The sequence below is a fragment of the uncultured Gordonia sp. genome (assembly GCF_937858515.1).
Lineage (GTDB): Bacteria > Actinomycetota > Actinomycetes > Mycobacteriales > Mycobacteriaceae > Gordonia.
In genome coordinates, this window is record NZ_CALLZT010000146.1 from 1 (window position 1) to 21,710 (window position 21,710).

The 21,710-nt window shown below is 66.8% G+C and carries 19 protein-coding genes; 1 reads left to right on the top strand and 18 read right to left on the bottom strand.

Annotated elements, in window-relative coordinates; genetic code table 11:
* Window positions 1-316: 316 nt before the first annotated feature.
* The 4 genes from Q0627_RS14085 to Q0627_RS14100 form a co-directional block, all read right to left on the bottom strand.
* Entirely contained in the window at window positions 317-1,750 is a 1,434-nt protein-coding gene (locus tag Q0627_RS14085; protein ID WP_291018431.1) for a sigma 54-interacting transcriptional regulator, read from the bottom strand.
* Window positions 1,751-2,096: 346 nt separating this feature from the next.
* Window positions 2,097-2,660 carry a maleylpyruvate isomerase family mycothiol-dependent enzyme gene (locus Q0627_RS14090; protein WP_291018433.1) on the bottom strand — a complete coding sequence of 188 codons (564 nt, stop codon included), beginning with the start codon at window positions 2,658-2,660 and terminating at the stop codon, window positions 2,097-2,099.
* A complete protein-coding gene (locus tag Q0627_RS14095; protein ID WP_291018435.1) occupies window positions 2,657-3,148 on the bottom strand; it encodes an SRPBCC family protein in 492 nt (163 codons plus the stop codon). Before Q0627_RS14095 ends, Q0627_RS14090 begins: the two co-directional genes overlap by 4 nt.
* A 30-nt stretch (window positions 3,149-3,178) precedes the next feature.
* A complete protein-coding gene (locus Q0627_RS14100; RefSeq protein ID WP_291018438.1) occupies window positions 3,179-3,541 on the bottom strand; it encodes a helix-turn-helix transcriptional regulator in 363 nt (120 codons plus the stop codon).
* Between the two features lie 317 nt (window positions 3,542-3,858).
* Here Q0627_RS14100 and Q0627_RS14105 point away from each other — a divergent pair, with 317 nt between their 5' ends.
* Complete coding sequence (locus Q0627_RS14105; protein ID WP_291018441.1) at window positions 3,859-4,731, top strand: hypothetical protein; 873 nt, start codon at window positions 3,859-3,861, stop codon at window positions 4,729-4,731.
* Window positions 4,732-4,904: 173 nt separating this feature from the next.
* Here Q0627_RS14105 and Q0627_RS14110 read toward each other — a convergent pair whose 3' ends face one another.
* The 14 genes from Q0627_RS14110 to Q0627_RS14175 form a co-directional block, all read right to left on the bottom strand.
* Entirely contained in the window at window positions 4,905-5,804 is a 900-nt protein-coding gene (locus Q0627_RS14110) for a TauD/TfdA family dioxygenase (RefSeq protein ID WP_291018443.1), read from the bottom strand.
* A gap of 65 nt (window positions 5,805-5,869) precedes the next feature.
* Window positions 5,870-6,718: an ABC transporter ATP-binding protein gene (locus Q0627_RS14115; protein WP_291018445.1), complete on the bottom strand. Its 849-nt coding sequence runs from the start codon at window positions 6,716-6,718 to the stop codon at window positions 5,870-5,872.
* Complete coding sequence (locus Q0627_RS14120) at window positions 6,702-7,742, bottom strand: glycine betaine ABC transporter substrate-binding protein (protein ID WP_291018448.1); 1,041 nt, start codon at window positions 7,740-7,742, stop codon at window positions 6,702-6,704. The genes Q0627_RS14115 and Q0627_RS14120 overlap by 17 nt, the downstream gene beginning before the upstream one ends.
* 12 nt (window positions 7,743-7,754) lie before the next feature.
* The gene (locus Q0627_RS14125) at window positions 7,755-8,597 is read right to left on the bottom strand and encodes an ABC transporter permease (protein ID WP_298810861.1); all 843 of its coding nucleotides are present in this window, start codon (window positions 8,595-8,597) and stop codon (window positions 7,755-7,757) included.
* A gap of 179 nt (window positions 8,598-8,776) precedes the next feature.
* A complete protein-coding gene (locus Q0627_RS14130) occupies window positions 8,777-9,520 on the bottom strand; it encodes a sulfite exporter TauE/SafE family protein (RefSeq protein ID WP_291015555.1) in 744 nt (247 codons plus the stop codon).
* A gap of 246 nt (window positions 9,521-9,766) precedes the next feature.
* The gene (gene purH, locus Q0627_RS14135; protein ID WP_291015557.1) at window positions 9,767-11,344 is read right to left on the bottom strand and encodes a bifunctional phosphoribosylaminoimidazolecarboxamide formyltransferase/IMP cyclohydrolase; all 1,578 of its coding nucleotides are present in this window, start codon (window positions 11,342-11,344) and stop codon (window positions 9,767-9,769) included.
* Entirely contained in the window at window positions 11,341-11,973 is a 633-nt protein-coding gene (gene purN, locus Q0627_RS14140; RefSeq protein WP_298810864.1) for a phosphoribosylglycinamide formyltransferase, read from the bottom strand. The genes purH and purN overlap by 4 nt, the downstream gene beginning before the upstream one ends.
* A gap of 130 nt (window positions 11,974-12,103) precedes the next feature.
* Window positions 12,104-13,666 (bottom strand): DUF6350 family protein, encoded by a 1,563-nt coding sequence (locus Q0627_RS14145; protein WP_298810826.1) that lies wholly within the window; start codon window positions 13,664-13,666, stop codon window positions 12,104-12,106.
* Window positions 13,667-13,883: 217 nt separating this feature from the next.
* A complete protein-coding gene (locus Q0627_RS14150; RefSeq protein ID WP_298810828.1) occupies window positions 13,884-14,996 on the bottom strand; it encodes a DUF5336 domain-containing protein in 1,113 nt (370 codons plus the stop codon).
* Window positions 14,997-15,096: 100 nt separating this feature from the next.
* The gene (locus Q0627_RS14155) at window positions 15,097-17,046 is read right to left on the bottom strand and encodes an acetoacetate--CoA ligase (protein WP_298810830.1); all 1,950 of its coding nucleotides are present in this window, start codon (window positions 17,044-17,046) and stop codon (window positions 15,097-15,099) included.
* Window positions 17,047-17,137: 91 nt separating this feature from the next.
* Window positions 17,138-17,989 (bottom strand): CoA ester lyase, encoded by an 852-nt coding sequence (locus Q0627_RS14160; protein WP_298810831.1) that lies wholly within the window; start codon window positions 17,987-17,989, stop codon window positions 17,138-17,140.
* Between the two features lie 4 nt (window positions 17,990-17,993).
* On the bottom strand, window positions 17,994-18,473 hold the full coding sequence (locus tag Q0627_RS14165) for a MaoC family dehydratase (RefSeq protein WP_291020354.1): 480 nt from the start codon (window positions 18,471-18,473) through the stop codon (window positions 17,994-17,996).
* A 76-nt stretch (window positions 18,474-18,549) separates the two neighbouring features.
* Entirely contained in the window at window positions 18,550-19,695 is a 1,146-nt protein-coding gene (locus Q0627_RS14170; RefSeq protein WP_298810833.1) for an acyl-CoA dehydrogenase family protein, read from the bottom strand.
* 1 nt (window position 19,696) lies between these two features.
* Window positions 19,697-21,703, bottom strand: a complete 2,007-nt coding sequence (locus Q0627_RS14175) for a biotin carboxylase N-terminal domain-containing protein (RefSeq protein WP_298810837.1) — start codon at window positions 21,701-21,703, stop codon at window positions 19,697-19,699.
* Window positions 21,704-21,710: the final 7 nt, after the last annotated feature.

The window sequence follows — 21,710 nt, forward strand, 5'->3', positions numbered from 1 at the left end:
CGCAGGTCGACGGGTGGGGCGAGCGGGTCCGGTCCGCCGGTGTACCGCTGGTAGCGGGCGCGGTGGAATGAACGACGCGGAGGTGCCGGTTTGTCAGCCATGGTCGCTCCTTGAGGTGGTGACGTCAGGCGCGGAATGTCGCCGGACCCAACGCGTCCTTCGCTCCTTCGTCGCATCGGCCTCAGGGATCAAGATGCCCGCCCGCACAACCCTCGCATCGGCCTCACGGATCACGACATGCGGCCGCGCTGCGTTCGCCCCGACCCCGAGGGTCGGGCCGTGTGGTCGGTCGTTCGTCACCGCGGCTGTCACGTGATCAGCCGTAGACGGTTTGGCCGGACTCGTCGGCTTCTTTGTCTATTCGACGGGTCAGGTAGAGGCCTTCGAGGGCCAGTTCGATGGCGTTGGCTCGTTTGCCTTCGGTGTCGGCGTCCAGGCGGGTGGCGATCTCATCGAGGACCGGGACGTCGGGGATGGAGGCCAGGAAAGCTGCGGCGGTGACGCGGTCGCCGGTGACGACGGGGTCGCCCTCCTCCAGTGCGGTCACCAGCGAGGCCAGGTCGACGCCGCCGAGGTGGGCGCGCACCGCGTCGGCCTTCGATTTGCGCATCAGGTGGTCGAGGATCTCCAGTTCGCGGCCCTCTTCACCGGATTCGAATTCGATCTTGCCGCGCAGCACCTCCACCACCGACTCGAGGTCGACGATGCGGGCGACGGCTGTTTCCTCCCCGGTAACCGTGGCCCGGTGCAAGGCCGCGGCGGCGACGGTTTCGGCGGCGGCGATGGAGAAGCGTGCCGAGACACCGGAACGCCGGTCGATGGACGGATTGTCTCGGGCGTACCGGGTGAACCGGGCGATTGTCTCCAGGATCACCGCGGGGACGGTCGCGGTGAGGTCGGCCTCCTGCTCGATGACGGCGACCTCGTCGTCGAGTTCGAGCGGGTAGTGGGTGCGGATCTCGGCGCCGAACCGGTCCTTGAGCGGGGTGATGATGCGGCCGCGGTTGGTGTAGTCCTCGGGGTTGGCGCTGGCCATGACCAGGACGTCCAGCGGCAGCCGCAGCGAGTAGCCGCGCACCTGGATGTCGCGTTCCTCCATCACATTCAGCATCGACACCTGGATACGTTCGGCCAGGTCGGGCAGTTCGTTGATGGCGATGATGCCGCGGTGAGCGCGTGGGATGAGGCCGAAGTGGATGGTTTCGGGATCGCCGAGGCTGCGGCCCTCGGCCACCTTCATCGGATCGATGTCGCCGACGAGGTCGGCCACCGAGGTGTCGGGGGTGGCCAGCTTCTCGCTGTACCGCTCGCTGCGGTGGCGCCATCCGATGGGCAGGTCGTCGAGCAGGTCGGCGGCCCGGCGGATCGAGGCCGGGGTGATCGGTTCGTACGGGTGCTCACCCAGTTCCGAACCGGCGATGACGGGCGTCCATTCGTCGAGAAGCCCGGAGAGGGTGCGCAGCACACGCGTCTTGCCCTGACCACGCTCACCGAGCATCACCACGTCGTGACCGGCGATGAGGGCCCGTTCGAGCTGCGGAATCACAGTGGATTCGAAACCGACGATGCCCGGCCACGGGTCACGACCCTCCCGGAGCGCGGTCAGCAGGTTGTTGCGGATCTCGTCGCGGACGGTCCGCTGCACATGCCCACTGGCCCGCAGTTCACCCACGGTTCGGGGCGACGGGTGTCGGGTTTCGGTGGGTTGCGAGGTCGTTGCGGTGAAGGTCTCCTCTGGCACCCCACCCACGCTACTCTGCACGCCTGACAGGTGTGGATGAGCGCACCGTGGGCCCGTGGGCCGGGTTGGGAGCCTGGTCTCACCGGACCCTTCGAGACGCTGTCGGCTCGCAAGCTCGCCCGACAGCCCTCAGGGATCAAGATGTGTGGTCGCGGCCGCGACACGACACGACGCGGATCAAGATGTCTAGTCGCAGCCACGGCACGACAGCGTGACCCCCGAGACCCGACACCTACCAGCAATCGAGCGGCTGTGACACGACATCTTGATCCCTGAGGCCGAAGCGACGTAGGAGCGAGGGTCTCGAAGGGTCCGGCGACCTTTCGACGCATGATCGGTCCACCTCGAACGGCTGTTACGTCCCGGGATCACGGCCGATGAAACCCATCAGCTTCTCGACGGGGCCGGCGTCGGCGGGGACCGCCACCGCCCGGCCGTACTGGCCCGATGCCCGGAGCATGTCTTCGATACCGAGCATCCCGGACAGAAGCTGCTCGGCGAACGCGGGGTCGAGGTCGGCGGTGTGACCGGATGCGGCCGCGAGATCCCAGGTGTGCATGAAGACGTCGGCCGTGTAGAAGCGGTCGATGGCATCGGCCAGCCGATGACTGCCCGCCATCGGGTGGGTGAACTCTGATTCGGCGTCCGGTCCGTCCAGAAGTTGTTGAATAGCTTCGCTTCTCGACGCCCAGGCCGCCACGGGATCGTCGTCGACCGATCCGGCCGACGGTAGTTCGATGCCACCGCCGGCGAGGAAGCCTGGGAACCAGTCGATGAGGTGACGCACTACATCCAGGGCGGTCCACCCGTCGACCGGCGCCGGAGCTGACCAATCAGGTGTTGCGGCAATCTCTTTCGCAAACTCGACGGCAACCGCCCGGTGCCGGTCAGCGGGTGACAGTGCGGTCAGATCGGTCACAGTTCGCCCGATTCGAGGAGACGGTCGATGGCGGCGTAGCCGTCGTTCACGCCCGTCTCCATTCCCGATGCCAGCCAGCCGTCACGGGATTCGAAACTGTCGCACAGAGATTGGGCATGTAGACGGGTGGTTCCGTCACCGAGGTCCTCGAACCACAGGGTTTCCAGCGCCACATCGTCGGGCATCTCCTCCCAGGTGAAGGTCTGCACGATCTTGTCCTCGGAGACGGAATGGAAGCAGCCACGGAAGCGGTACTCGCCGTTGTCGTCTCGCGAGACGTACCGCCAGCTTCCGCCGTTGCGCACGTCCCAGTCGATGATCGTCGACGAGATGGAGTCCGGACCGACCCAGCGGACGAACAGTTCGGGATCGGTGTGCGCCTTCAGCAATTGCGCCGGTGTGCCGCGGAAGTCGCGGGTGATACGGATAACCGGGACCTTCGGGTCCGCTTCGATAGCTGCTTGCGGATAGCGGGTGGAGGTGGTCATGAGAATGCCCTTCTGGTGCCGCGACGACGATCAGCCCGCGTCGCGTTCGGTGGTGGTGTCCGCGTCGTCGTCGACGCCGTTCATCTCGTCGAGCAGGGCATCGAGGCGCACGAATCGCTCCTCCGCCTGCCTGCGATACCGCTCGATCCACTTGGTCATGAGGTCGAATACCTCCGCTTCCAAGTGAACCGGCCGCCGCTGCGCCTCCCGGGTCCGCGAGACCAGTCCCGCGTCCTCGAGCACCTTCAGATGTTTGGAAACGGCTTGCAGACTGACGTCGTACGGCTCCGCGATCTCGCCGACCGTCGCATCGGAGACCGTCAGCCGGGCGACGATGTCGCGCCGGGTGGGGTCAGCGAGTGCGGCGAACACCTTCGAGAGCTGGTCCGCCATCACTCCGTTTCCCTTTGCCAACCTTCCTCAACCCTTCGGTTGAATAAGAGTCAACACCCCATGCCCATCATTGTCAACCACCTGGTTGAGGAACAACCCGGAACGCTCTTCCCACGCCTGGCGAGACGCTGCTAAGCAATAGTTTGCTACTCGATCTAAAAGGTTGTTGCTACAGGAGGGAACAAATCTTCGACACTGAGTATTCGCAAGGTGGCCCCTATCCGACTCCTTCCCACCAAGGCCCGGCCCGACGCGCCACACGGGCTGCCCACTCAAATCTGAACAGCCGCCGTCCGATCGTGATAGAACTTCACGGTATGGCAGTCGTGGTAGGTGTTCACGGGATAGGTCAGCAGCGCTCCGGCGAGAACCAACTACGCGCTGCGTGGTTACCGCCATTGCGCGACGGGCTGATCGCTGCGGGGCACCGGTCGAAGTCTGAACGCTTTGCCGATGACGATCTGTCGGTCAGCTTCTTCGGTCGACTGTTCCTTCCTGCGGGCGCGCTGGGCGATATGCCGCCCTACACCCCCTACGACCTGGCATCCGATCTTGAGATCGAGTTGCTGACCGACCTGTACAACGGCGCCTTGGAGCAGGAGCCCACCCTGGGACCACCGGCAGGGGCATTGGGGCCGGCGCGCGTCGCTGTGCAGATGATGGTCGAGCGACTGCTGCGCTCACAGACGTTCGCCGGCCTGGTCCCGGAACGCGCGTTCATCGGCAACCTCAAACAGGTAGTTCTTTTCATCAACAACAGCACGGTCAAAAACGAGGTACTCACCCGAGTACACGATCGCGTCACTGACGACACTCGTGTCTTGATCGGACATTCGCTGGGATCGGTCGTCGCCTACGAATATCTGTGTAAATACCAACCGAAGAATATCGAGCTACTGATCACATTCGGTTCACCGTTGGGGATCCGCAACGTGATTTTCGACCGTCTGACGCCACCTCCCGGCTCCGGCGGCGGCATTTGGCCGGGCGAAGTGACCCGGTGGGTCAACATCGCCGACCCCAACGACGTAGTCGCGCTACGAAAAGACCTCAGTCCGCTGTTTCCGCCGCCCGAGGGGCGCCGGCCGATCGAAGACCGTCTCGTCGATATCGGAGGACTCCTCCACCACGGCATCGATGGGTACCTCAACACTGAAGCATCGGGCGCAGCACTCGCGAACGTCCTATGACCATCACCGACACCGACGGGAAACAACTGCGCAGAATACTGGTCATCGTCGGCTATGACACGCAATCAGGGTGTAGGGCCTAGAGAACTGTGCCCGTCAGGATCGGCAAACACGGACGTTATCCGCACCGTCGGAGTCTGCGGTAGGCGACCCGGAACCACAACCGATCAGCGCTACGGGCCGACGGGGATGTCGCCTCGGAGGGTGATGCGGTGCATGAGGCGGCGGGCGTCGCCGTAGTCGCGGTTGGCGTAGTGGGCGGTGTTGCGGTTGTCCCAGAGGACCAGGTCGCCCAGGCGCCAGCGGTGGCGGACGATGTGTTCGGGTTTGGTGAGGTGGGCGTAGAGGAGGTCGAGGATGCCGCGGCTTTCGGCGTCGGAGACGCCGTCGATGTGGGAGGTGAAGCCGGGGTTGATGAAGAGGGATTTGCGGCCGGTTTCCGGGTGGACTCGCACCACGGGGTGGCGGACGGGGGTCAGCTCGGTGACTTCCTTTCCGTCCCAGACATTTCCGCGTCCCTCTCGGCGCTGTTTGAGGTAGTAGCCGAATTCGCGGTTGCCGTCGTGGACGGCGGTCAGGCCGTCGATCAGGCGGCGCATCGGTTCCGACAGTGATTCGTAGGCGAGTTCGGCGTCGGCCCAGTTGGTGTCGCCGCCGTTGCGCGGCAACACAACCGGACGCAGGATCGAGCCAAGTGGGGGGCGTTGCATGAAGGTGACGTCGGTGTGCCAGACGTCGGCGAAACCGTTGTCGGCGCTGTCGAGGGAGTACACCTCGGCGGGGACGTCGCCGCTGTTCCAGACGGGGTGGCCGAAGGTGAGTTCGCCGAGTCTACGGCCGAATTCGATGTGGGCGGCGTCGTCGAGCTGCTGGTCACGGAAGACGATGACCTTGTAGTTGACCAGCGCCGCACGTATCGCGCGCACCTGGTCGTCGGAGGCCGACGCGACGTCGACACCGCGGATCTCGGCGCCGAAACGCGGGCCGAACTCGTCGATGTCGAACTCGACGCCGGAGAACACGGCCGCCCGGCCGGTCGGGGTGGTTACGGCTGTCGGTGTCACTGCGGTCATCGGACTCCTCTGTCCTACAAAGGCCGCCGGCCCCGCACAGGGCGGGACCGGCAGCGTGAATGGTGTTATTCGGCAGCACCTTTGATGGCCTCGTGCACCTGGGTGCGCAAAACCGTGTACTCGGGTGAGTCACGCAGTTCCTCGGCGCTCAGGCCGGTCCGCGGGATCGGCGAGGAGATGTCGAGGGCGATGCGGCCCGGCCGTTTGGTGAGCACCACGATCCGGGTGCCCAGGAAGGCGGCCTCTTCGGCGCTGTGGGTGACGAACACATTGGTGCGTCCCAATTCCACACTGACCGTTCGCAGATCGTTCTGCAGACGTTCGCGGGTCAACGCGTCGAGAGCGGCGAACGGTTCGTCGAGAAGCAGCAGGGAGGTTTCCGCCGCCAGCGCCCGGGCGATCGCCACCCGCTGCTGCTGGCCGCCCGAGATCTCCCAGATGCGGCGCTTGTCGACGTCGACGAGACCGACCCGTTCGAGCAGTTCCCTGCGGCGGGCGGGCCGCTGATCCTTCGGCACCCCAGCATATTTGAGCGCGAGGTCGACATTGCCGCCGACGGTGCGCCACGGAAACAGCCGCGGCTGCTGGAACACCACTCCCGCGGTGGTCCCGGGAATCGCTGTGCCACCGGAGATCTCGACATCGCCCTCGGCGGGTTGCTCGAACCCGGCGATGAGCCGCAGGAGTGTCGACTTGCCGCAGCCGGACGCACCGACAAGGACCAGGAACTCGCCCGGCTCCACTTCGAGGTCGACGGGGCCGACGGCGGTCACCTTGTCGGCGCCGTTGCCGTAGATCTGCGAAACCCCGCGCAGGCTGATCGATCCTGGGCGCCCGCCGGCGAACGGAGCAGGAGCGGCAGTCGGGACAGACGCCCGAGTGGGCGTCTCCTTCGTCTTACTGCTTGAGGACATCTGGCAATCCTCTCGTATAGATGGCCTTCTGGAAGACGTCCAGGGCCGGGGCGGATGGGATCTGCTGCTGGTCGGCCAAGAATTGCGCGGCGCTCTGCAGGTTCTGGGCCACGTTGCCCGGTGCGTTCTCGGTGCCCAGCCAAGTGGGTGAGGTCAACTCGGCCAGCGTCAGGTAGGTACCCTGCTTGAGCTGGTTGGCGGCATCTTCGGGGGTCGTACCCAGTTGCGCGGCAACGGCTTCGGCGGCCGCCTTGGGATCGGACTTGATCAGTTCGAGGGCACGTGCCTGTACCTTGCGCCAGGCGTCGACGGCATCCGGATTCTTCTCGGCGAACGCCGACGACACCACCCCGAGGTCGAGGGTTGGTTTGCCGGCGGTGGCCAGCTCCCGGCTCGCGATCAGGGTCTTGCCGTCTTTACGCAATTCGTCGAGCGTCGGCAGCCAGGTGTAGACGGCGTCGATGTCGCCTCGCTGCCACGCGGCCAGCGATGCCTGCGGCTGCAGGTCGATCAGGTTGACGTCCTTGACGGTCAGCCCGGCCTGCGCGAGTGCGGCGAGCAGGCTGTAGTGGGCTGTCGAGGCGAACGCGGTGGCCACCCGCTTGCCGCGCAGGTCCGCGACCGTGTTGATCCCGGTTCCGTTGCGCGCCACCAGGGCTTCGTTGTCGCCGGCGACGTCGAGGACGAAGGCCACCTGATACGGGATGTTCAGCGGCGCCGACAATCCGCGCGCCACCGGGCTTGAGCCGATCGCCGCGAAATCGACCTCCTTGGCGACGAACGCGGTGTTGATGTCGGCACCGGAATCGAACTTGGTCCACTTGATGTTGAAATCGGGCAGTGCCTCTTCGAGCCACTTGTTGTTCTTGACGATCAGGTCGCCGCTCGGGAACGACTGGTACGCAAGGCGGATCGTCGGTTTGGACTTGTCCTCGCCGGACCGGTCGACCGAGCAACCCGCGAGTGCGAGTGCGGCCACCAGCACGGCGGACAGGATCGCGACGAGCCGCCGGAAGTTATTGATGATCACTGGATTTCAGGCCTTTCCACGCCATGGCACCGCACGGTGCTCGATTGCTCGCAAAACCCCGTCGATGATCAGACCGGACAGACCGATCAGCACGATGCCGACCAGGACGACGGGGGTGTTGTTGTAATTACTGGCGTCCTTGACCACACCACCGATTCCGGGGATGCCGTTGAACAGTTCGGCGGCCACCACCGACGAGTACGCCATGCCGACGGCCAACCGGATACCGGTGAACGTCTCGGGCAGCGCGGCGGGCACCACGACATCGCGGATCACCTCGGTGCGGGAGGCGCCGAGCGCCCGGGCCGCCTCGATGAGCGCCACCGGCGCGGCACTGACGGCCGCGGTGGTGGCCACCGCCGCCGGCGGCAGCGCGGCCAGTGCCAACAGCGTGACCTTGGGCGACTCGTCGATGCCCAGCCAGATCACCAGCAGGAAGAAGTAGGCCAGCGGCGGCAGCGCCCGCAGGAACGTCAGCCACGGCTCCAGCAAGCGGCGCAGCCAGGTGACCGAACCCATCGCCAGACCCAGCAGCACACCGGCGACCACACCGATCACCACGCCCGCCAGTACCCTGCGCAACGTCATGTACAGGTGTTCCCACCAGAAGTAGTCGGCGTACCCGCGCACCCCGTCGTGCGTGGTCGACAAGTCGATGAAGGCGTCCCAGACCGTGCCGATCTTGGGTACGAAGGTTTCGCTCCAGATGCCGCTGATGGCGACGAGCTGGTACACGATCAGGAACACCACCACCGACAGCAGCGGCAGTCCCCATTGGGATCCCAGGGTCCGCAGACGCGAGGACGCGTCGGCCCGGCCCGGTGCGGGCGGTGCCGCGGCGTCGAGCAGCGGTTCAGAAGTCAGACTCACCCGAGAAGATGTAGTCCGATGGAAGGACGAGGGACAGAGTTAACTTCGCGGTGAAGTAATGTCCGCGCCGCCGGGCGATGTCAGTCACACTGCGATGGGTGCACCACACCCGACGCGGTGCGGCCGGGTCCCGACGAACCCGGCCGCAACCGCAGACCTCAGCGGACAGCGAGCCAGACGGCCAGGAGCAGGCCGCCGATGCCGATGGTGATGCGCAGCGGGCGTTCGGGCAGCCGCTTGACCACGGGCGGGCCGCACCAGCCGCCGGCGAAACAGCCGATGCCCATCGCCAGTGCCGCCCACCAGTCGACCGGGCCCCAGATCATGAAGGCCACGGCGGCAACTGTATTGGAGATGCCGAGGAACAGTGACTTGGAAAGTGCTGCCTTCCACAGTGGTTCACTGGTGACGATCAGCATCAGCGCCAGCACCATGATTCCGGCACCGGCGCCGAAGTAGCCTCCGTACACCGAGATGGCCAGCATCCCGAGGAAGAACAGCCACGGCCGATCCTCGTGCGTGGCGATCCTGCGCAACGCGGGCTGACATAGCAGCGCCAGGGCGGCGATCGCCACCAGGAACGGGACGATGATCTCGAACGAGTCCTCGGAGCCGAGCAGCAGCGCCGCGGCGCCGATGACACCGCCGATCAGTGATGCGGCGATGCCCGACCAGGTGCGGCGCCGCTCACCGTCGAACAGCGCCTTTCCCGCCTTGGAGGTGCTGCCGATACCGACCGCCACCACCGACACCGTGTTGGTGACGTTCGCCGCCACCGGACTCAGGCCCACGGCCAGTAGCGCCGGATAGCTCACCACCGACGCCAGACCCGTCACAAAACCGATCAGCCCGGCCCCGAAACCCGCGGCGAGCAGGAAGATGAATTCGGTGACCGGGTTCATAGGAGGTGGCCGCGTTGAGAGCGGAGGGTCACCGGACCCAACGCGTCGCGGTCGGCTCGCAAGCTCGCAGACCGCTCCTCAGGGATCAAGATGACGGGAAAGCCCTCACCCACCACGAGAGCGCAAGGACCCTCAGCGATCAAGATGGCGGGAGGATTCTTGATCCCCGAGGCCGATGCGAGGAACGAGCGAGGGTCACGAGGGGTCCGGTGACCCGAGGCACCCGACCGGGGCACGGCCGGACGATCAGTGGGCGAAATGGCGGGCGCCCGTGAGGTAGAGGGTGACTCCGGCCTCTGCGGCAGCTGCGATCACCTCGGTGTCACGGATCGAACCACCGGGCTGTACAACGGCTTTGACGCCGCCGTTGATCAATACCTGCAGGCCGTCGGGGAACGGGAAGAATGCGTCGGAGGCGGCGACGCTGCCCTGGGCGCGCTCCCCCGCCCGGTTGACGGCCAGATGCGCCGAATCGACCCGGTTGACCTGGCCCATGCCCACGCCCACCGACGCGCCGCCCGATGCCAGCAGGATGGCATTGGACTTGACGGCTCGGCATGCGCGCCAGGCGAATTCGAGGTCGGCGAGGGTGTCGGCGTCGGCCGGGTCACCGGCGGCGAGGGTCCAGTTTGCCGGGTCGTCGCCCTCGGCGTCGATCACGTCGCGTTGCTGGATCAGCAGGCCGCCGGACACCGGACGGGTCTCCACCCCACCCGGCGTAGGCGGCACCGCCCGCAGCACGCGGATGTTCTTCTTGCGGGTGAGCACCGACAGCGCGCCGTCGGCGAAACCGGGAGCGATAAGCACCTCGGTGAAGATCTCGGCGACCTGTTCGGCCATCTCGACGGTGATCTCGCGGTTGGCCGCGATCACGCCGCCGTACGCGCTGACCGGATCGCACGCGTGTGCCTTGCGGTGCGCCTCGCCGATGTCGGCACCGACGGCGATGCCACAGGGGTTGGCGTGCTTGATGATCGCCACCGCGGGACCGTCGAAGTCGTGGGCGCTGCGCCAGGCGGCGTCGGCATCGGTGTAGTTGTTGAAACTCATCTGCTTGCCGTGCAGTTGCTCGGCGGTGGCCAGACCCGACGGCGCGTGCACCGACTGGTAGAGCGCGGCGGCCTGGTGCGGGTTCTCGCCGTACCGCAGCACGTCCTTGCGTTCCCAGCTCGCTCCGGCCCATTCGGGGAACACGCTGCCGTCCTCCGACGGCGCCACGACGCTCGACATCCACGACGCGACGGCCACATCGTAGTCGGCCGTGTGACGGAAAGCCTTGGCCGCCAGCTGCTTACGCTGTGCGAGGGTGAAGCCGCCGGCGCCGAGGGCCGCGGTCACGTCGTCGTAGTCACCGGGGTTGACCACCACAGCCACCGACGGATGGTTCTTGGCCGCACCGCGCACCATCGACGGTCCGCCGATGTCGATCTGCTCGACGCACTCGTCCGGCGAGGCACCGGAAGCCACCGTCTGGGTGAACGGGTACAGGTTGACCACGACTAGTTCGAAGGCCTCGACACCGAGCTCGGCGAGCTGGCTCAGGTGATCGTCCTTGCGGGTGTCGGCGAGGATGCCGGCGTGCACCTTGGGATGGAGCGTCTTGACCCGTCCCTCAAGGCATTCGGGGAATCCGGTGAGGGTGGACACCTCGATGACCGGGACGCCGGTGTCGGCGATGGTCTTGGCGGTGGAGCCGGTGGAGACGATCTCCACCCCCGCCGCGTGCAGGGCTGCGGCGAGTTCGGGCAGCCCGCTCTTGTCGTAGACACTCACGAGCGCCCGGCGGATGGGTCGGCGGCCGTCGGCTGAGAGAGGAGCGTTCACGGGATGCGGGCCTTTCGTCCTTCGATGACAACACCTTTGGCGACCAGGGCGGTCACCATGTCTGCGAGCAGTTCGCGCTCGATGATCTTGATCCGTTCGTGCAGGGTGTCGGCGGTGTCGTCGTCGGCGATCTGGACGGCCCGCTGAGCCAGGATCGGTCCGGTGTCGACGCCGTCGTCGACGAGGTGAACCGTTGTCCCGGTGACCTTCACGCCGTGCGCGAGGGCGTCGGCCACCCCGTGTGCGCCGGGAAACGACGGCAGCAGCGCGGGATGCGAATTGACGATGTGGCCGCCGAAACGGGCCAGGAACTGTGGTCCGAGGATCTTCATGAAACCGGCGGTCACCACCCAGTCGGGTTCGGCCTGCTCGGTCCGGTCGCGCAACGCGTCGTCCCAGACACCGCGATCGGGGTGGTCGGTGACGCGGCAGGTGAATGACGCGATGCCGGCCTCGCGCGCGATCTCGACGGCAGCACAATCCCTGTCGACTCCGACAGCCACCACCTCGAACACCGACCCGGGCCTGCGTGAACGCTCGATCAGCGCGGCGAGCAACGACCCCGCACCGGAGGCGAGCACCACGACCCGAGCAGACCGACCGGTGATAGGCGCAACCTGCGACGACACCGCCGGCGACGACGGCACCGCCGACGATCCTGTTGGGGCTGCACTCACCCGTGCCAGCCTAGTGGTGACCCGAATGCGGCCTGCCGCCAGGTCGCCGGGCGCGCACCGGCCCAACGCTCACATCCGGCGTTCACATCCGATCGAGGAGCTTGCGGCTGATGGCGTGCTCGGTGTCGTACTCGTCGAGGTCCATCTCACCGAGCTTGAATGCCGCCCCGTCGTATGCGGACGCATCGTCGACGTCCCGGTTCTCGGGCGACTCGGCAGCAGGCCCGCCGTCACCGGGCTCGTCCTCGGATTCTTCGTCACCAGACTCTTTGTCGCCGGATTCTTCGTCGCCGGATTCGGCGTCATCCTGGTCGACGCGGGGATCGGGGTCCCCTACCTCGTCTTGCTCGTACCAGTCCTGCTCGTCCCAATCCCGATCGTCCCAGTCCGACTCCGGCTGGTCGCTATCCGGCCTCGACGCGGTCTTTCCGGTACCGCGGACGGCGGCCCGAGCCGCACGGACCGACGGCAGCATGGCGTTGACGATTACGACGAGCCCGCCCACGAGGACGATCCACCCCAGGGTGTACGTACCGGTGATCACGGGGGTGACACCGACCTCCCCGAGTTCACCGACCCGGCCACCGGCCAGTTCGGCGAGGACTGTCATCAGCGCGGCGGCGACCGCACCGGCGACACAGACCGCGCGGAAGTGGGCGAGCGGATCGGCCGACCGGCACCGGACGGCGACGAACAACGCAATCACCGCGGGCACCGCGAAGCCGACCGCACCGATGGTGCCCAGACCGTCGGCGGGCAGCGCGGCCAGCGCGGGCAGTGGTGGCACATCGCCGCCGGTGACCGTCATCAGGTCGACGGAAGCGGTTCCGACCTGCGCATTCGCGCCCACCAGGACCGCGGCCGCGCCGATGACGAGGTTGGGAAGATACAGCACGGACAGCGTGCCCAGGCCGAGGTAGCCGTCGAAGTCGTAACCGCCGGCGAACAGGGCCCCCAGCTGATCCCAGTTGAGGATCAACCGCACCGTCACGACGACTCCGCCGGCCGCGAGCAGCGCGAACAGCGCCACCACGCCGAAACGCAGCCCCGTCCGGTCCGCGGCGCTGACCGCGACATGCCGGCGCAGCGGTTCGCGGGAGGTCGTGCCCACGCCGACCCCGGCGCCCACGGCGTGCACCAGCAGCGTGTACGCGAATGCCGACAGTGCGTCGGGGCTCTGGATCTGCGAGGTGCTCGCCCCGTCCATGACCACGGCCACGGCCATCGCGGTGAACACCAGCGGCCCGCCGACGGCCGCGGCGGCGATGGCTCCGAGTTCGCGCACCTCGCGGTCGCGGCCCGCCGACCTGACCACTGCCGCGGTGCCTGCGACGACGAGCAACGTCGGCAGCATCGGCAGCGCGCCGATCGTGACTCCGGACAATGAGATCGGCACCTGATGCACGGCCAGCCAGGCAGCACCCAGGGTGCCGGTGAGCCCGCCGATGTCCGATCCCGCAAGCAGGAGCGTCGCGACGATGAGGACCAGCAGCACGACGAGCGTGATCAGTGGCAGGCCGAATGCGACGATGAGCAGTTCACGGGGCGACCCGTCGGCCGCGAGACGCCGCGCGCGATTGTCGCGTCGGGTCTGCCTCAGGCGCGATGCGAGGTTGTCGGTCCGGGTTGCCGTTCGAGTTGCCATCGCCTTCGAGACTGGCACGTCCCGCTGGCAACATCCGCCCGACGCGCCGCACCAATCCCAAAAATCACACTGTCACCACACGCCCCGACTGCGTCTTGCGCAACACGACCACATAGCAGCAGCGAGGGCCGCCCGGAAGGCGAACCCTCGCTGCTTTTGGCCTGTGGCTACCGCGGTTGTGGCTACCGCGGTCGACTACACCGTCAGAGACGGCACGTCAGACGCCGTACCCCGGGCCGGAGGAGAAGTTGCTCTGCTGCCCCCCACCGGGCTGCCCCCCACCCGGCTGACCACCACCGGACCGGCCCGGATTGTTGAACACCGTGGTCGTACTGTCCGAACCCGGTGTGCTGCCGGTTCCCGGCGTGTTGGGGTAACCACCGTAGGACGGACCACTCGACGGTGCTGCCGGATCGGCCGGCGATTTGCCCCCGCCCGGCGCGCCCTGCCCGTACGACGGGCTGTACTGGGTGGCGCCGTAGGTGCCGTAGCTGCCGTAAGACTGCGGATCCGACGACGACGGGGCGGGCGCCGACGGAGCTGCGTACCCCGAAGAATCGCCGGGTGCCGCGGGCGTGCCGGGGACATTCGGAACTCCGGGCGCGGACGAAACGCCGGGCGCAGCGGTTGCGGTATCGGCGGTCTTGACCAGACCGGAGTCGACGAGCAGCCACAGCACGGCCGCGATCGACATCAGGACGCCCACGACCAGCAGAATGATCGCGCCGGCGCCGGTGTCGGGGGCGTAATCGCCCTTCGAGATCATCGCGAACAAAGCGACGACGGTTCCCCCGAGGGTCAGCGCGGTGACGACTGCGACCGGTGGCGTCTTGTCACCGGGCAGGAAGAACGTCAGCGCAAGCAGGCCGGCAACGACGATCGCCAGATACGGGGCCGCGAACTGCGAGGCCGCACCGAATACCGGAATCGACGCACTGCCTTCGCGTACTCCCGGCAAGAAACCACAGAACAGGGTGAGGACGCCGAGGCCGCCGACGACGGCGGCGAGAATCAACCGCACGTTGGCGGGCAGACCGGCGCTCGGCCTGGGCTGCACCGGAGCCTGTGCCCCGTAGTCATAGCGGCCGGGCGGCTGCTGGCCGTAGGACGGCTGCCCCCCGTACGCGGGCTGACCGTAGGACTGCGGAGGCTGCTGTCCCCCGCCATGGATACTCCCGCCATGAACACCCGGGCTCTGCTGGCCCGCCGCCTGCTGTCCCCCGGTCGGTTGCCCTCCCGCCGGTTGCCCGTAACCCGGATACTGCTGCCCGTACGGTTGACCGGAGGCACCGGGCTGCTGCCCGTAGCCACCACCTGGTTGATACGACATGGTCTCTGATCTCCTGCTCGGTTGTGGTCGCCCCCCGCGGTGAGCGCAATGGACCTCGTTCCACGGTAGTACACCCGACACGGAGAACGGCAGCCTGCGTTCACCAGCTGTGGTCGTGCCCGAGCCGCGTGTAGAAGTCGATGAGCGAGTAGTCGTCAACCGACCGCGGGTCGAGATTGACCTCGCTGCGACCGGCCAGAATCGCCGTCACCGGCACCTCGAGCTTCTTTCCCGTCCGCGTGTGCGGAATCCCGGGAACCTCGATGACCTCGTCGGGAACGTGCCGGGGCGACAGCCTGGTGCGAATCCGAGCCGCGATACGCGCCCGCAGATCGTCGTCGACCCGCGCGCCGTCGGCGAGGGTGACGAACAGCGGCATCCAGTACTTGCCGTCGGGACCGTCGACGCCTAGGACGAAAGCCTCGGTGACCTCGTCGAATCCCTCGACCACCTCGTAGATGTCGGCCGATCCCATCCGGATACCGTGCCGGTTGAGGGTGGCGTCGCTGCGGCCGTGGATGACCAGTGATCCGCGGCCGGTGACGGTGACCCAGTCCCCGTGCCGCCACACCACCTCTTCTGCCGCACCCTCCCACTCATGATCGAAATAGGCTGATCGATAACGTTTTCCATCGGGATCATCCCAGAAGTACACCGGCATCGACGGCATGGGCGCGGTGATCACCATCTCCCCCACCTCACCGATCAGCGGAGTGCGGTCCGGGGCCCAACTGTCCAGTGCCACACCCAGATAGCGCACCGACAGCTCACCGGCCACCACCGGAACCCCGGCGCTGCCGCCGGCGAACGCCGAGACCACGTCGGTGCCGCCGCTGATCGACGAGATCGGCAGTCCGGCAGACACATTGGCATCGACCCAGTCGAACAGATCGGCCGCCAGGGTGGATCCGGTGCTGCCGAGCGTGCGTAGTCCGGACAGGTCGTGATCGCGTCCGGGCACCAGGCCGGCCTTCTGCGAGGCCCGCAACTGCGCGGGGCTGGTACCGAAATAGGTGACGTGTTCGGACTCGACCAGCTGCCACAGCCGGTCGGCATCCGGGTAGAGCGGCGAGCCACTGTAGGTGACGATTGTCGCACCGGTGAGCAGACCTGCGACCTGGAAATTCCACATCATCCAGCTCAGCGCCGTATGCCAGAAGAAGACGTCACCGTCGCCCAGATCGCAATGCAGTCCCGCGGCTTTCAGGTGTTCGAGCACCACTCCGCCGTGACCGTGCACGATCCCTTTCGGTTTGCCGGTGGTGCCGGAGCTGAACAGCACCCACAGCGGATGATCGAATGCGACGGGCCGGGGGGTGACCTGCCTGTCGCCGCGCACCGCGTCCGAATAGCTGCGCACCCCGGCCGGTGCGGGTGGTCCGCCGACGGGCGTGACGACGATGTGCGCGGCGAGTCCGGGCAGCAGACCGGCGAGTTCGGCGCTGTCGGCGTTCTTGTCGACGGGTTTGCCGTTGAACCGGTAGCCGGTCGAGGTGAACAGCGCCTTGGGCCGGAGCTGTCCCAGCCGGGCGGCCGCACCCTCGGCGGCGTAGTCCTGACCGCAACCCGACCAGATGGCGCCCAGCGTGGCCGTCGCGAGGAAGGCCACCACCGTCTCCGGGATGTCGGGCAAGTATGCCGCGACCACGTCGCCCTCACCGACCCCGCAGTCTTCGAGGGTGCCCGCGAGCCGGGACACCTGATCGGCGAGTTGCGACCAGGACAGTTCGCGGCGCTCGCCGTCCTCGGTGACACCGATGATCGCCGCACCCGGCCGATCGGCATGCGCCAGAACCTGATCCACGTAGTTGAGCCGCATCGCGGGAAACCAGCGGGCCCCCGGCATTGACGCATCGGCCAGGACGTCGGAATTGTCGGGGCCCAACGGTTTTCCGTCGGCGTCGGCGGCTCGGTCGGAGAGTCCGTAGAAGTCCCAGACGCCGCGCCAGAACGCGGCCGGTTGCTCGACCGACCAGCACCACAGCTCGTCGTAGCCCTTACCCGCCAGGCCCACTGACTCCGCGAATCGGTCGATCTGCCTTGTCGTCATGTTTGTCTCCTTCGCTGCCGGTCCCAAACCCCACCGATAGCCCCCGGCATCGCAATAATTGCGATGCCGGCCCTCATCGGTGGGGTTTCGGTCAGACCTTGCCGGTTCCCACTCGCGCGAGCACCGCCCGCGCCTGCTTGAGCACGGGCCCGTCCACCATCTGCCCGTCCATCGAGAACACCCCGCCGAGATGTTCCTGCGAACCGGCGACAACCCTTTTGGCCCAATCAATTTCGTCGTCGGTGGGCCGGTAGCCGGCCTGGATGTGAGCTACCTGGGACGGATGGATGCACGCGGTCGCGGCGTAGCCGAGCGCGACGGCGTCCCGGATCTCGTCGACCAGCCCCTCGACGTCGTCGATGTCGAGGTGGACCGAGTCGACGGCGAACTTGCCGTATGCCGCCGCGGCCAGCCGGGTGGCCGACCGCACCCAGCGCATTACCTCGCGGTACGTGCCGGGATTCTTCTCCCCGGCCCCGAAGCGACTCGACTTACCGCCGAGACCGGCAGCCAGATCCTCTGCGCCCCACATCAATCCGATGCAGTTCTCGACCGCGGCGATCTCGTTGACACGAGTGGCCCCGATCGGGGTCTCCACCAGCGCGATGGTCGCCAGCGCGGTCTCGATCACCGACTCGGGTGTCTCGGATTTGGCCTGCATCACCACCCGGTAGTCGGTTTTCGCCACGGCCGCCAGGTCGCGGCGGTAGTCGTCGGTAGTGGCCGGATTGATGCGCACGACCACCCGGTCCGGGTCGATCGGGTTGGCGATGAGTGCTTCGCGGGCCGCGGGCCGATTCTCCGGTCCCACAGCGTCTTCGAGGTCCAGGATCACCACATCGGCCCGACTCAGCGCCTTTTGGTAGCGGTCCGGGCGGTCGGCCGGGCAGAACAACATCGCCGGCCCGGGTGGCGTCCACGCATCGGTCGGGAAATCCGTCATCTGTTCACTCCACCGGACGTTTGCGGACAAGTGTCGAACGTGTTGCGCGGGCAACGATCTCGCCGTGCTGATTGCGTCCGATATGGGTCAGGTTGACGATGCCCTCACCCGGACGCGACTTCGATTCGCGTTTTCCCGTGCATTCGGTCTCGCCGTACAGGGTGTCACCGGCGAACAGCGGTGCGGGAAAGGCCACTTCACCGAATCCAAGGTTGGCCACCAGCGTGCCCTGCGTCAGTTGCGCCACCGACAACCCGACGATGGTCGAGAGGGTGAACATGGAGTTGATGAGCCGCTGCCCGCCGAATCCCGGCTGCTGCGCCGACCACGCAGCATCCAGGTGCAGCGCCTGCGTGTTCATCGTCAGCGTCGTGAACAGGACGTTATCGGCCTCGGTAACCGTCCGGCCGGGCCGGTGCTCGTAGATCGCACCGATGTCGTATTCCTCGAACCACAGGCCGCGCTGCACTATGCGCTCGCTCATCATCCTCACATCCTTTTCACGACTATGACCCATCTGGTATATCAGAGCACCGTGTGCTGTTTCACAGGGAGAGCGCTCAGGTGAGGCCCAGCTCACGGGCGATGAGCATCAACTGCACCTCGGTGGTGCCCTCACCAATCTCCAGGATCTTCGAGTCCCGGTAGTGCCGGGCCACCGGATATTCGTTCATGAATCCATAGCCACCATGGATCTGCGTGGCCATCCGCGCGTTGTCCATCGCCGCCTCCGACGAGATCATCTTGGCGATCGACGCCTCCTTCTTGAACGGCTTGCCGGCCAGCATCTTGGCAGCGGCGTCGTAGTAGGCGGTACGGGCCACGTGCGCGCGTGCCTCCATCCGGGCGATCGCGAACGAGATGGACTGATACTGTCCGATCGGTTTGCCGAACGACCGCCGATCCTTGGCGTATTTCACGCTCTCATCGACGCAGCCCTGCGCCACTCCGGTGGCCAGTGCGGCGATCGCGATGCGGCCCTCGTCGAGGATCGACAGGAAGTTGGCGTAACCGCGGCCCTGCTTCCCGAGCATATTTCCCACCGGTACCCGGACATCGGAGAACGACAGCGGATGGGTGTCGGAGGCATTCCAGCCGACCTTGTTGTACGACGGTTCGGCGGTGAATCCGGGAGTCCCAGCAGGCACGATGATCGTCGAGATCTCCTTGCGGCCATCGTCTTTGCGACCGGTGACCGCGGTGACGGTGACCAGAGAGGTGATATCGGTACCCGAATTGGTGATGAACTGTTTGGCGCCGTTGATGACCCATTCGTCGCCGTCCCGTTTCGCGCTGGTCACCGTCGCTCCGGCGTCCGAACCGGCACCCGGTTCGGTGAGCCCGAAACCGGCGAGTGCCTTGCCCGCGAGGAGATCCGGCAGATACTTCTGTTTCTGTTCCTCGGTGCCGTATTTGTAGATCGGCATCGCCCCGAGCCCGACGCCCGCCTCCAGGGTGATTGCCACCGACTGGTCGACCTTGCCGAGTTCCTCCAGCGCGAGCGCGAGGGCGAAGTAGTCACCACCCATACCGCCGTATTCCTCCGAGAACGGCAGGCCGAACAGCCCCATCTCGCCCATCTTGGCGATCACCTCGTACGGAAAGCTGTGCTCGGCATCGTGTTTGGCCGATACCGGGGCGACGACGGTCTGCGCGAAGTCACGAACCGTGTGCATCAGATCGGTGTATTCCTGCGTAAATTCCATGTCATTCAACCTTCTGTTCCGCAGTGACGGTGGCGAGGATCTGGCCCGCGGCGACCTTGTCGCCGGCCTTGGCCGACAGGGCGACCACGCCGTCGACGGGGGCGGTCAGCGTGTGTTCCATCTTCATCGCCTCCACCACGACGACCGGTTCGCCGGCGGCGACGGCAGCGCCGTCTGTGGCCGGGACAGCGACGACCGTGCCCGGCATCGGGCTGACGAGGTCACCGGCGTGCGCGCCGGCGGCCTCGTCGAGGACCGAGCGGGCCAGGGTGAACCGCCAGGTGCCCGGCACCCCGGAGATCCACCAGGCGCCGTCCACCTCGGCGGCCGACCACGACTGACTCACACCGTCGACAATCAGGCGCGAAACCCCCTGCGCGAATTCGTGATACACCACGTTTGCCGTCCACGGGTCGCGTCCGTCGTCGTGGGTGACGGTCGCGGTGCCGCACAGCGACGACGCCGTCGCCTCGTCGATGACGATCGACACCATGTAAGCATCGGCACCGTCTGCGATACGGGCGATCACGGGCGCGGGGCCGCCGATCCGCCAGCCGACCGCGTTGCGCCACGGATCCGGTTCGCGGGTTCCGGTGCGGCACAGTCCGACCAGCGCCAGTGCTTCCGGAACAGGTTGTGGCTGTGCGTAATCCACCACCAAGCGATCGAGGAATCCGGTGTCGAGGCGGGCCTCGATGACCTCGGACCGGTTCAGGACGTACCGGCAGAAGTCGATGTTGGTGACCACCCCCAGCACCCGGGTGTGCGCAAGTGCGGCGTCGAGCCGCTCAAGTGCCTGCGCCCGATCGGCGCCGTGCGCGATGACCTTGGCCAGCATCGGATCGTAGTCACTGCCGACGACCAGTCCGGACAGCATCGCCGAATCGACCCGTACCCCCACCCCGCGCGGTTCTTCGAGGTGGACGATGGTGCCGCCGGTGGGCAGGAACCCGGCGGCCGGCTCCTCGGCGTAGACGCGGGCCTCCACTGCGTGGCCGGTGAGCACGATGTCGTCCTGCGTCAGCGACAACACCTCGCCGCGGGCCACCCGGATCTGCTGTTCCACCAGGTCGACACCGGTGACCAATTCGGTGACCGGATGTTCGACCTGCAGGCGGGTGTTCATCTCCATGAAGAAGAAGTCGCCGGGCCGCTTGCTCGACACGATAAACTCGACCGTCCCGGCGCCGGAGTAGCCGACGCTGCGGGCGGCATCGCAGGCAGCCTGCCCGATGCGGGCGCGGGTGGCCTCGTCGAGCAGTACCGACGGCGCCTCCTCGATCACCTTCTGATGCCGTCGCTGCAGCGAGCACTCGCGTTCGCCGAGGTGGATCACGTTGCCGTGGTTGTCGGCGAGAACCTGCACCTCGATGTGGCGGGGGGTGTCGACGAAATGTTCCAGGAACAGCGAGTCGTCACCGAACGCCGACGCCGCCTCCCGCCGCGCGCGCTGCACAGCCGCGGGCAGCTCGGCGGGGTCCGAGACGCGGTGCATTCCCTTACCCCCGCCACCCGCGCTCGGTTTGATGAGGACGGGGAATCCGATACCGGGGGCGGCCCCGATGAGGTCGTCGTCGGTCAGTCCGGGCCGCGAGATGCCGGGCACCACCGGAACGTCGCGTTCGACGACGGCGGCGCGGGCGGTAATCTTGTCGCCCATCGTGGCGATAGCCCCGGCGGGAGGGCCGATGAAGATGATGCCCTCGGCTTCGAGAGCGGCGGCAAATCGCTGGTTCTCCGAAAGGAATCCGTAGCCGGGGTGCACCGCGTCGGCACCGGTGGCGCGGGCGGCTCCGACGATCTTGTCGATGTCGAGGTAACTATGGGCGGCTGACGCGGGCCCGATCCGCACCGCTACGTCGGCCTCGGCAACATGCCGGGCACCGGTGTCGGAATCGGAATACACTGCGACGCTTCGTATTCCCATACGACGCAGGGTGGCGATCACACGGCAGGCGATCTCACCGCGATTGGCGATGAGCACGGTGTGGATATCTCGATCGGTCACGCTGTGG

Coding starts and splice junctions, on each gene's coding strand:
- Q0627_RS14095 (WP_291018435.1), bottom strand. CDS start 3,148: ATGACCACCTCCACCCGCTATCCGCAAGCAGCTATCGAAGCGGACCCG.
- Q0627_RS14100 (WP_291018438.1), bottom strand. CDS start 3,541: ATGGCGGACCAGCTCTCGAAGGTGTTCGCCGCACTCGCTGACCCCACC.
- Q0627_RS14105 (WP_291018441.1), top strand. CDS start 3,859: ATGGCAGTCGTGGTAGGTGTTCACGGGATAGGTCAGCAGCGCTCCGGC.
- Q0627_RS14110 (WP_291018443.1), bottom strand. CDS start 5,804: ATGACCGCAGTGACACCGACAGCCGTAACCACCCCGACCGGCCGGGCG.
- Q0627_RS14115 (WP_291018445.1), bottom strand. CDS start 6,718: ATGTCCTCAAGCAGTAAGACGAAGGAGACGCCCACTCGGGCGTCTGTC.
- Q0627_RS14130 (WP_291015555.1), bottom strand. CDS start 9,520: ATGAACCCGGTCACCGAATTCATCTTCCTGCTCGCCGCGGGTTTCGGG.
- Q0627_RS14145 (WP_298810826.1), bottom strand. CDS start 13,666: ATGGCAACTCGAACGGCAACCCGGACCGACAACCTCGCATCGCGCCTG.
- Q0627_RS14150 (WP_298810828.1), bottom strand. CDS start 14,996: ATGTCGTATCAACCAGGTGGTGGCTACGGGCAGCAGCCCGGTGCCTCC.
- Q0627_RS14155 (WP_298810830.1), bottom strand. CDS start 17,046: ATGACGACAAGGCAGATCGACCGATTCGCGGAGTCAGTGGGCCTGGCG.
- Q0627_RS14160 (WP_298810831.1), bottom strand. CDS start 17,989: ATGACGGATTTCCCGACCGATGCGTGGACGCCACCCGGGCCGGCGATG.
- Q0627_RS14165 (WP_291020354.1), bottom strand. CDS start 18,473: ATGAGCGAGCGCATAGTGCAGCGCGGCCTGTGGTTCGAGGAATACGAC.
- Q0627_RS14170 (WP_298810833.1), bottom strand. CDS start 19,695: ATGGAATTTACGCAGGAATACACCGATCTGATGCACACGGTTCGTGAC.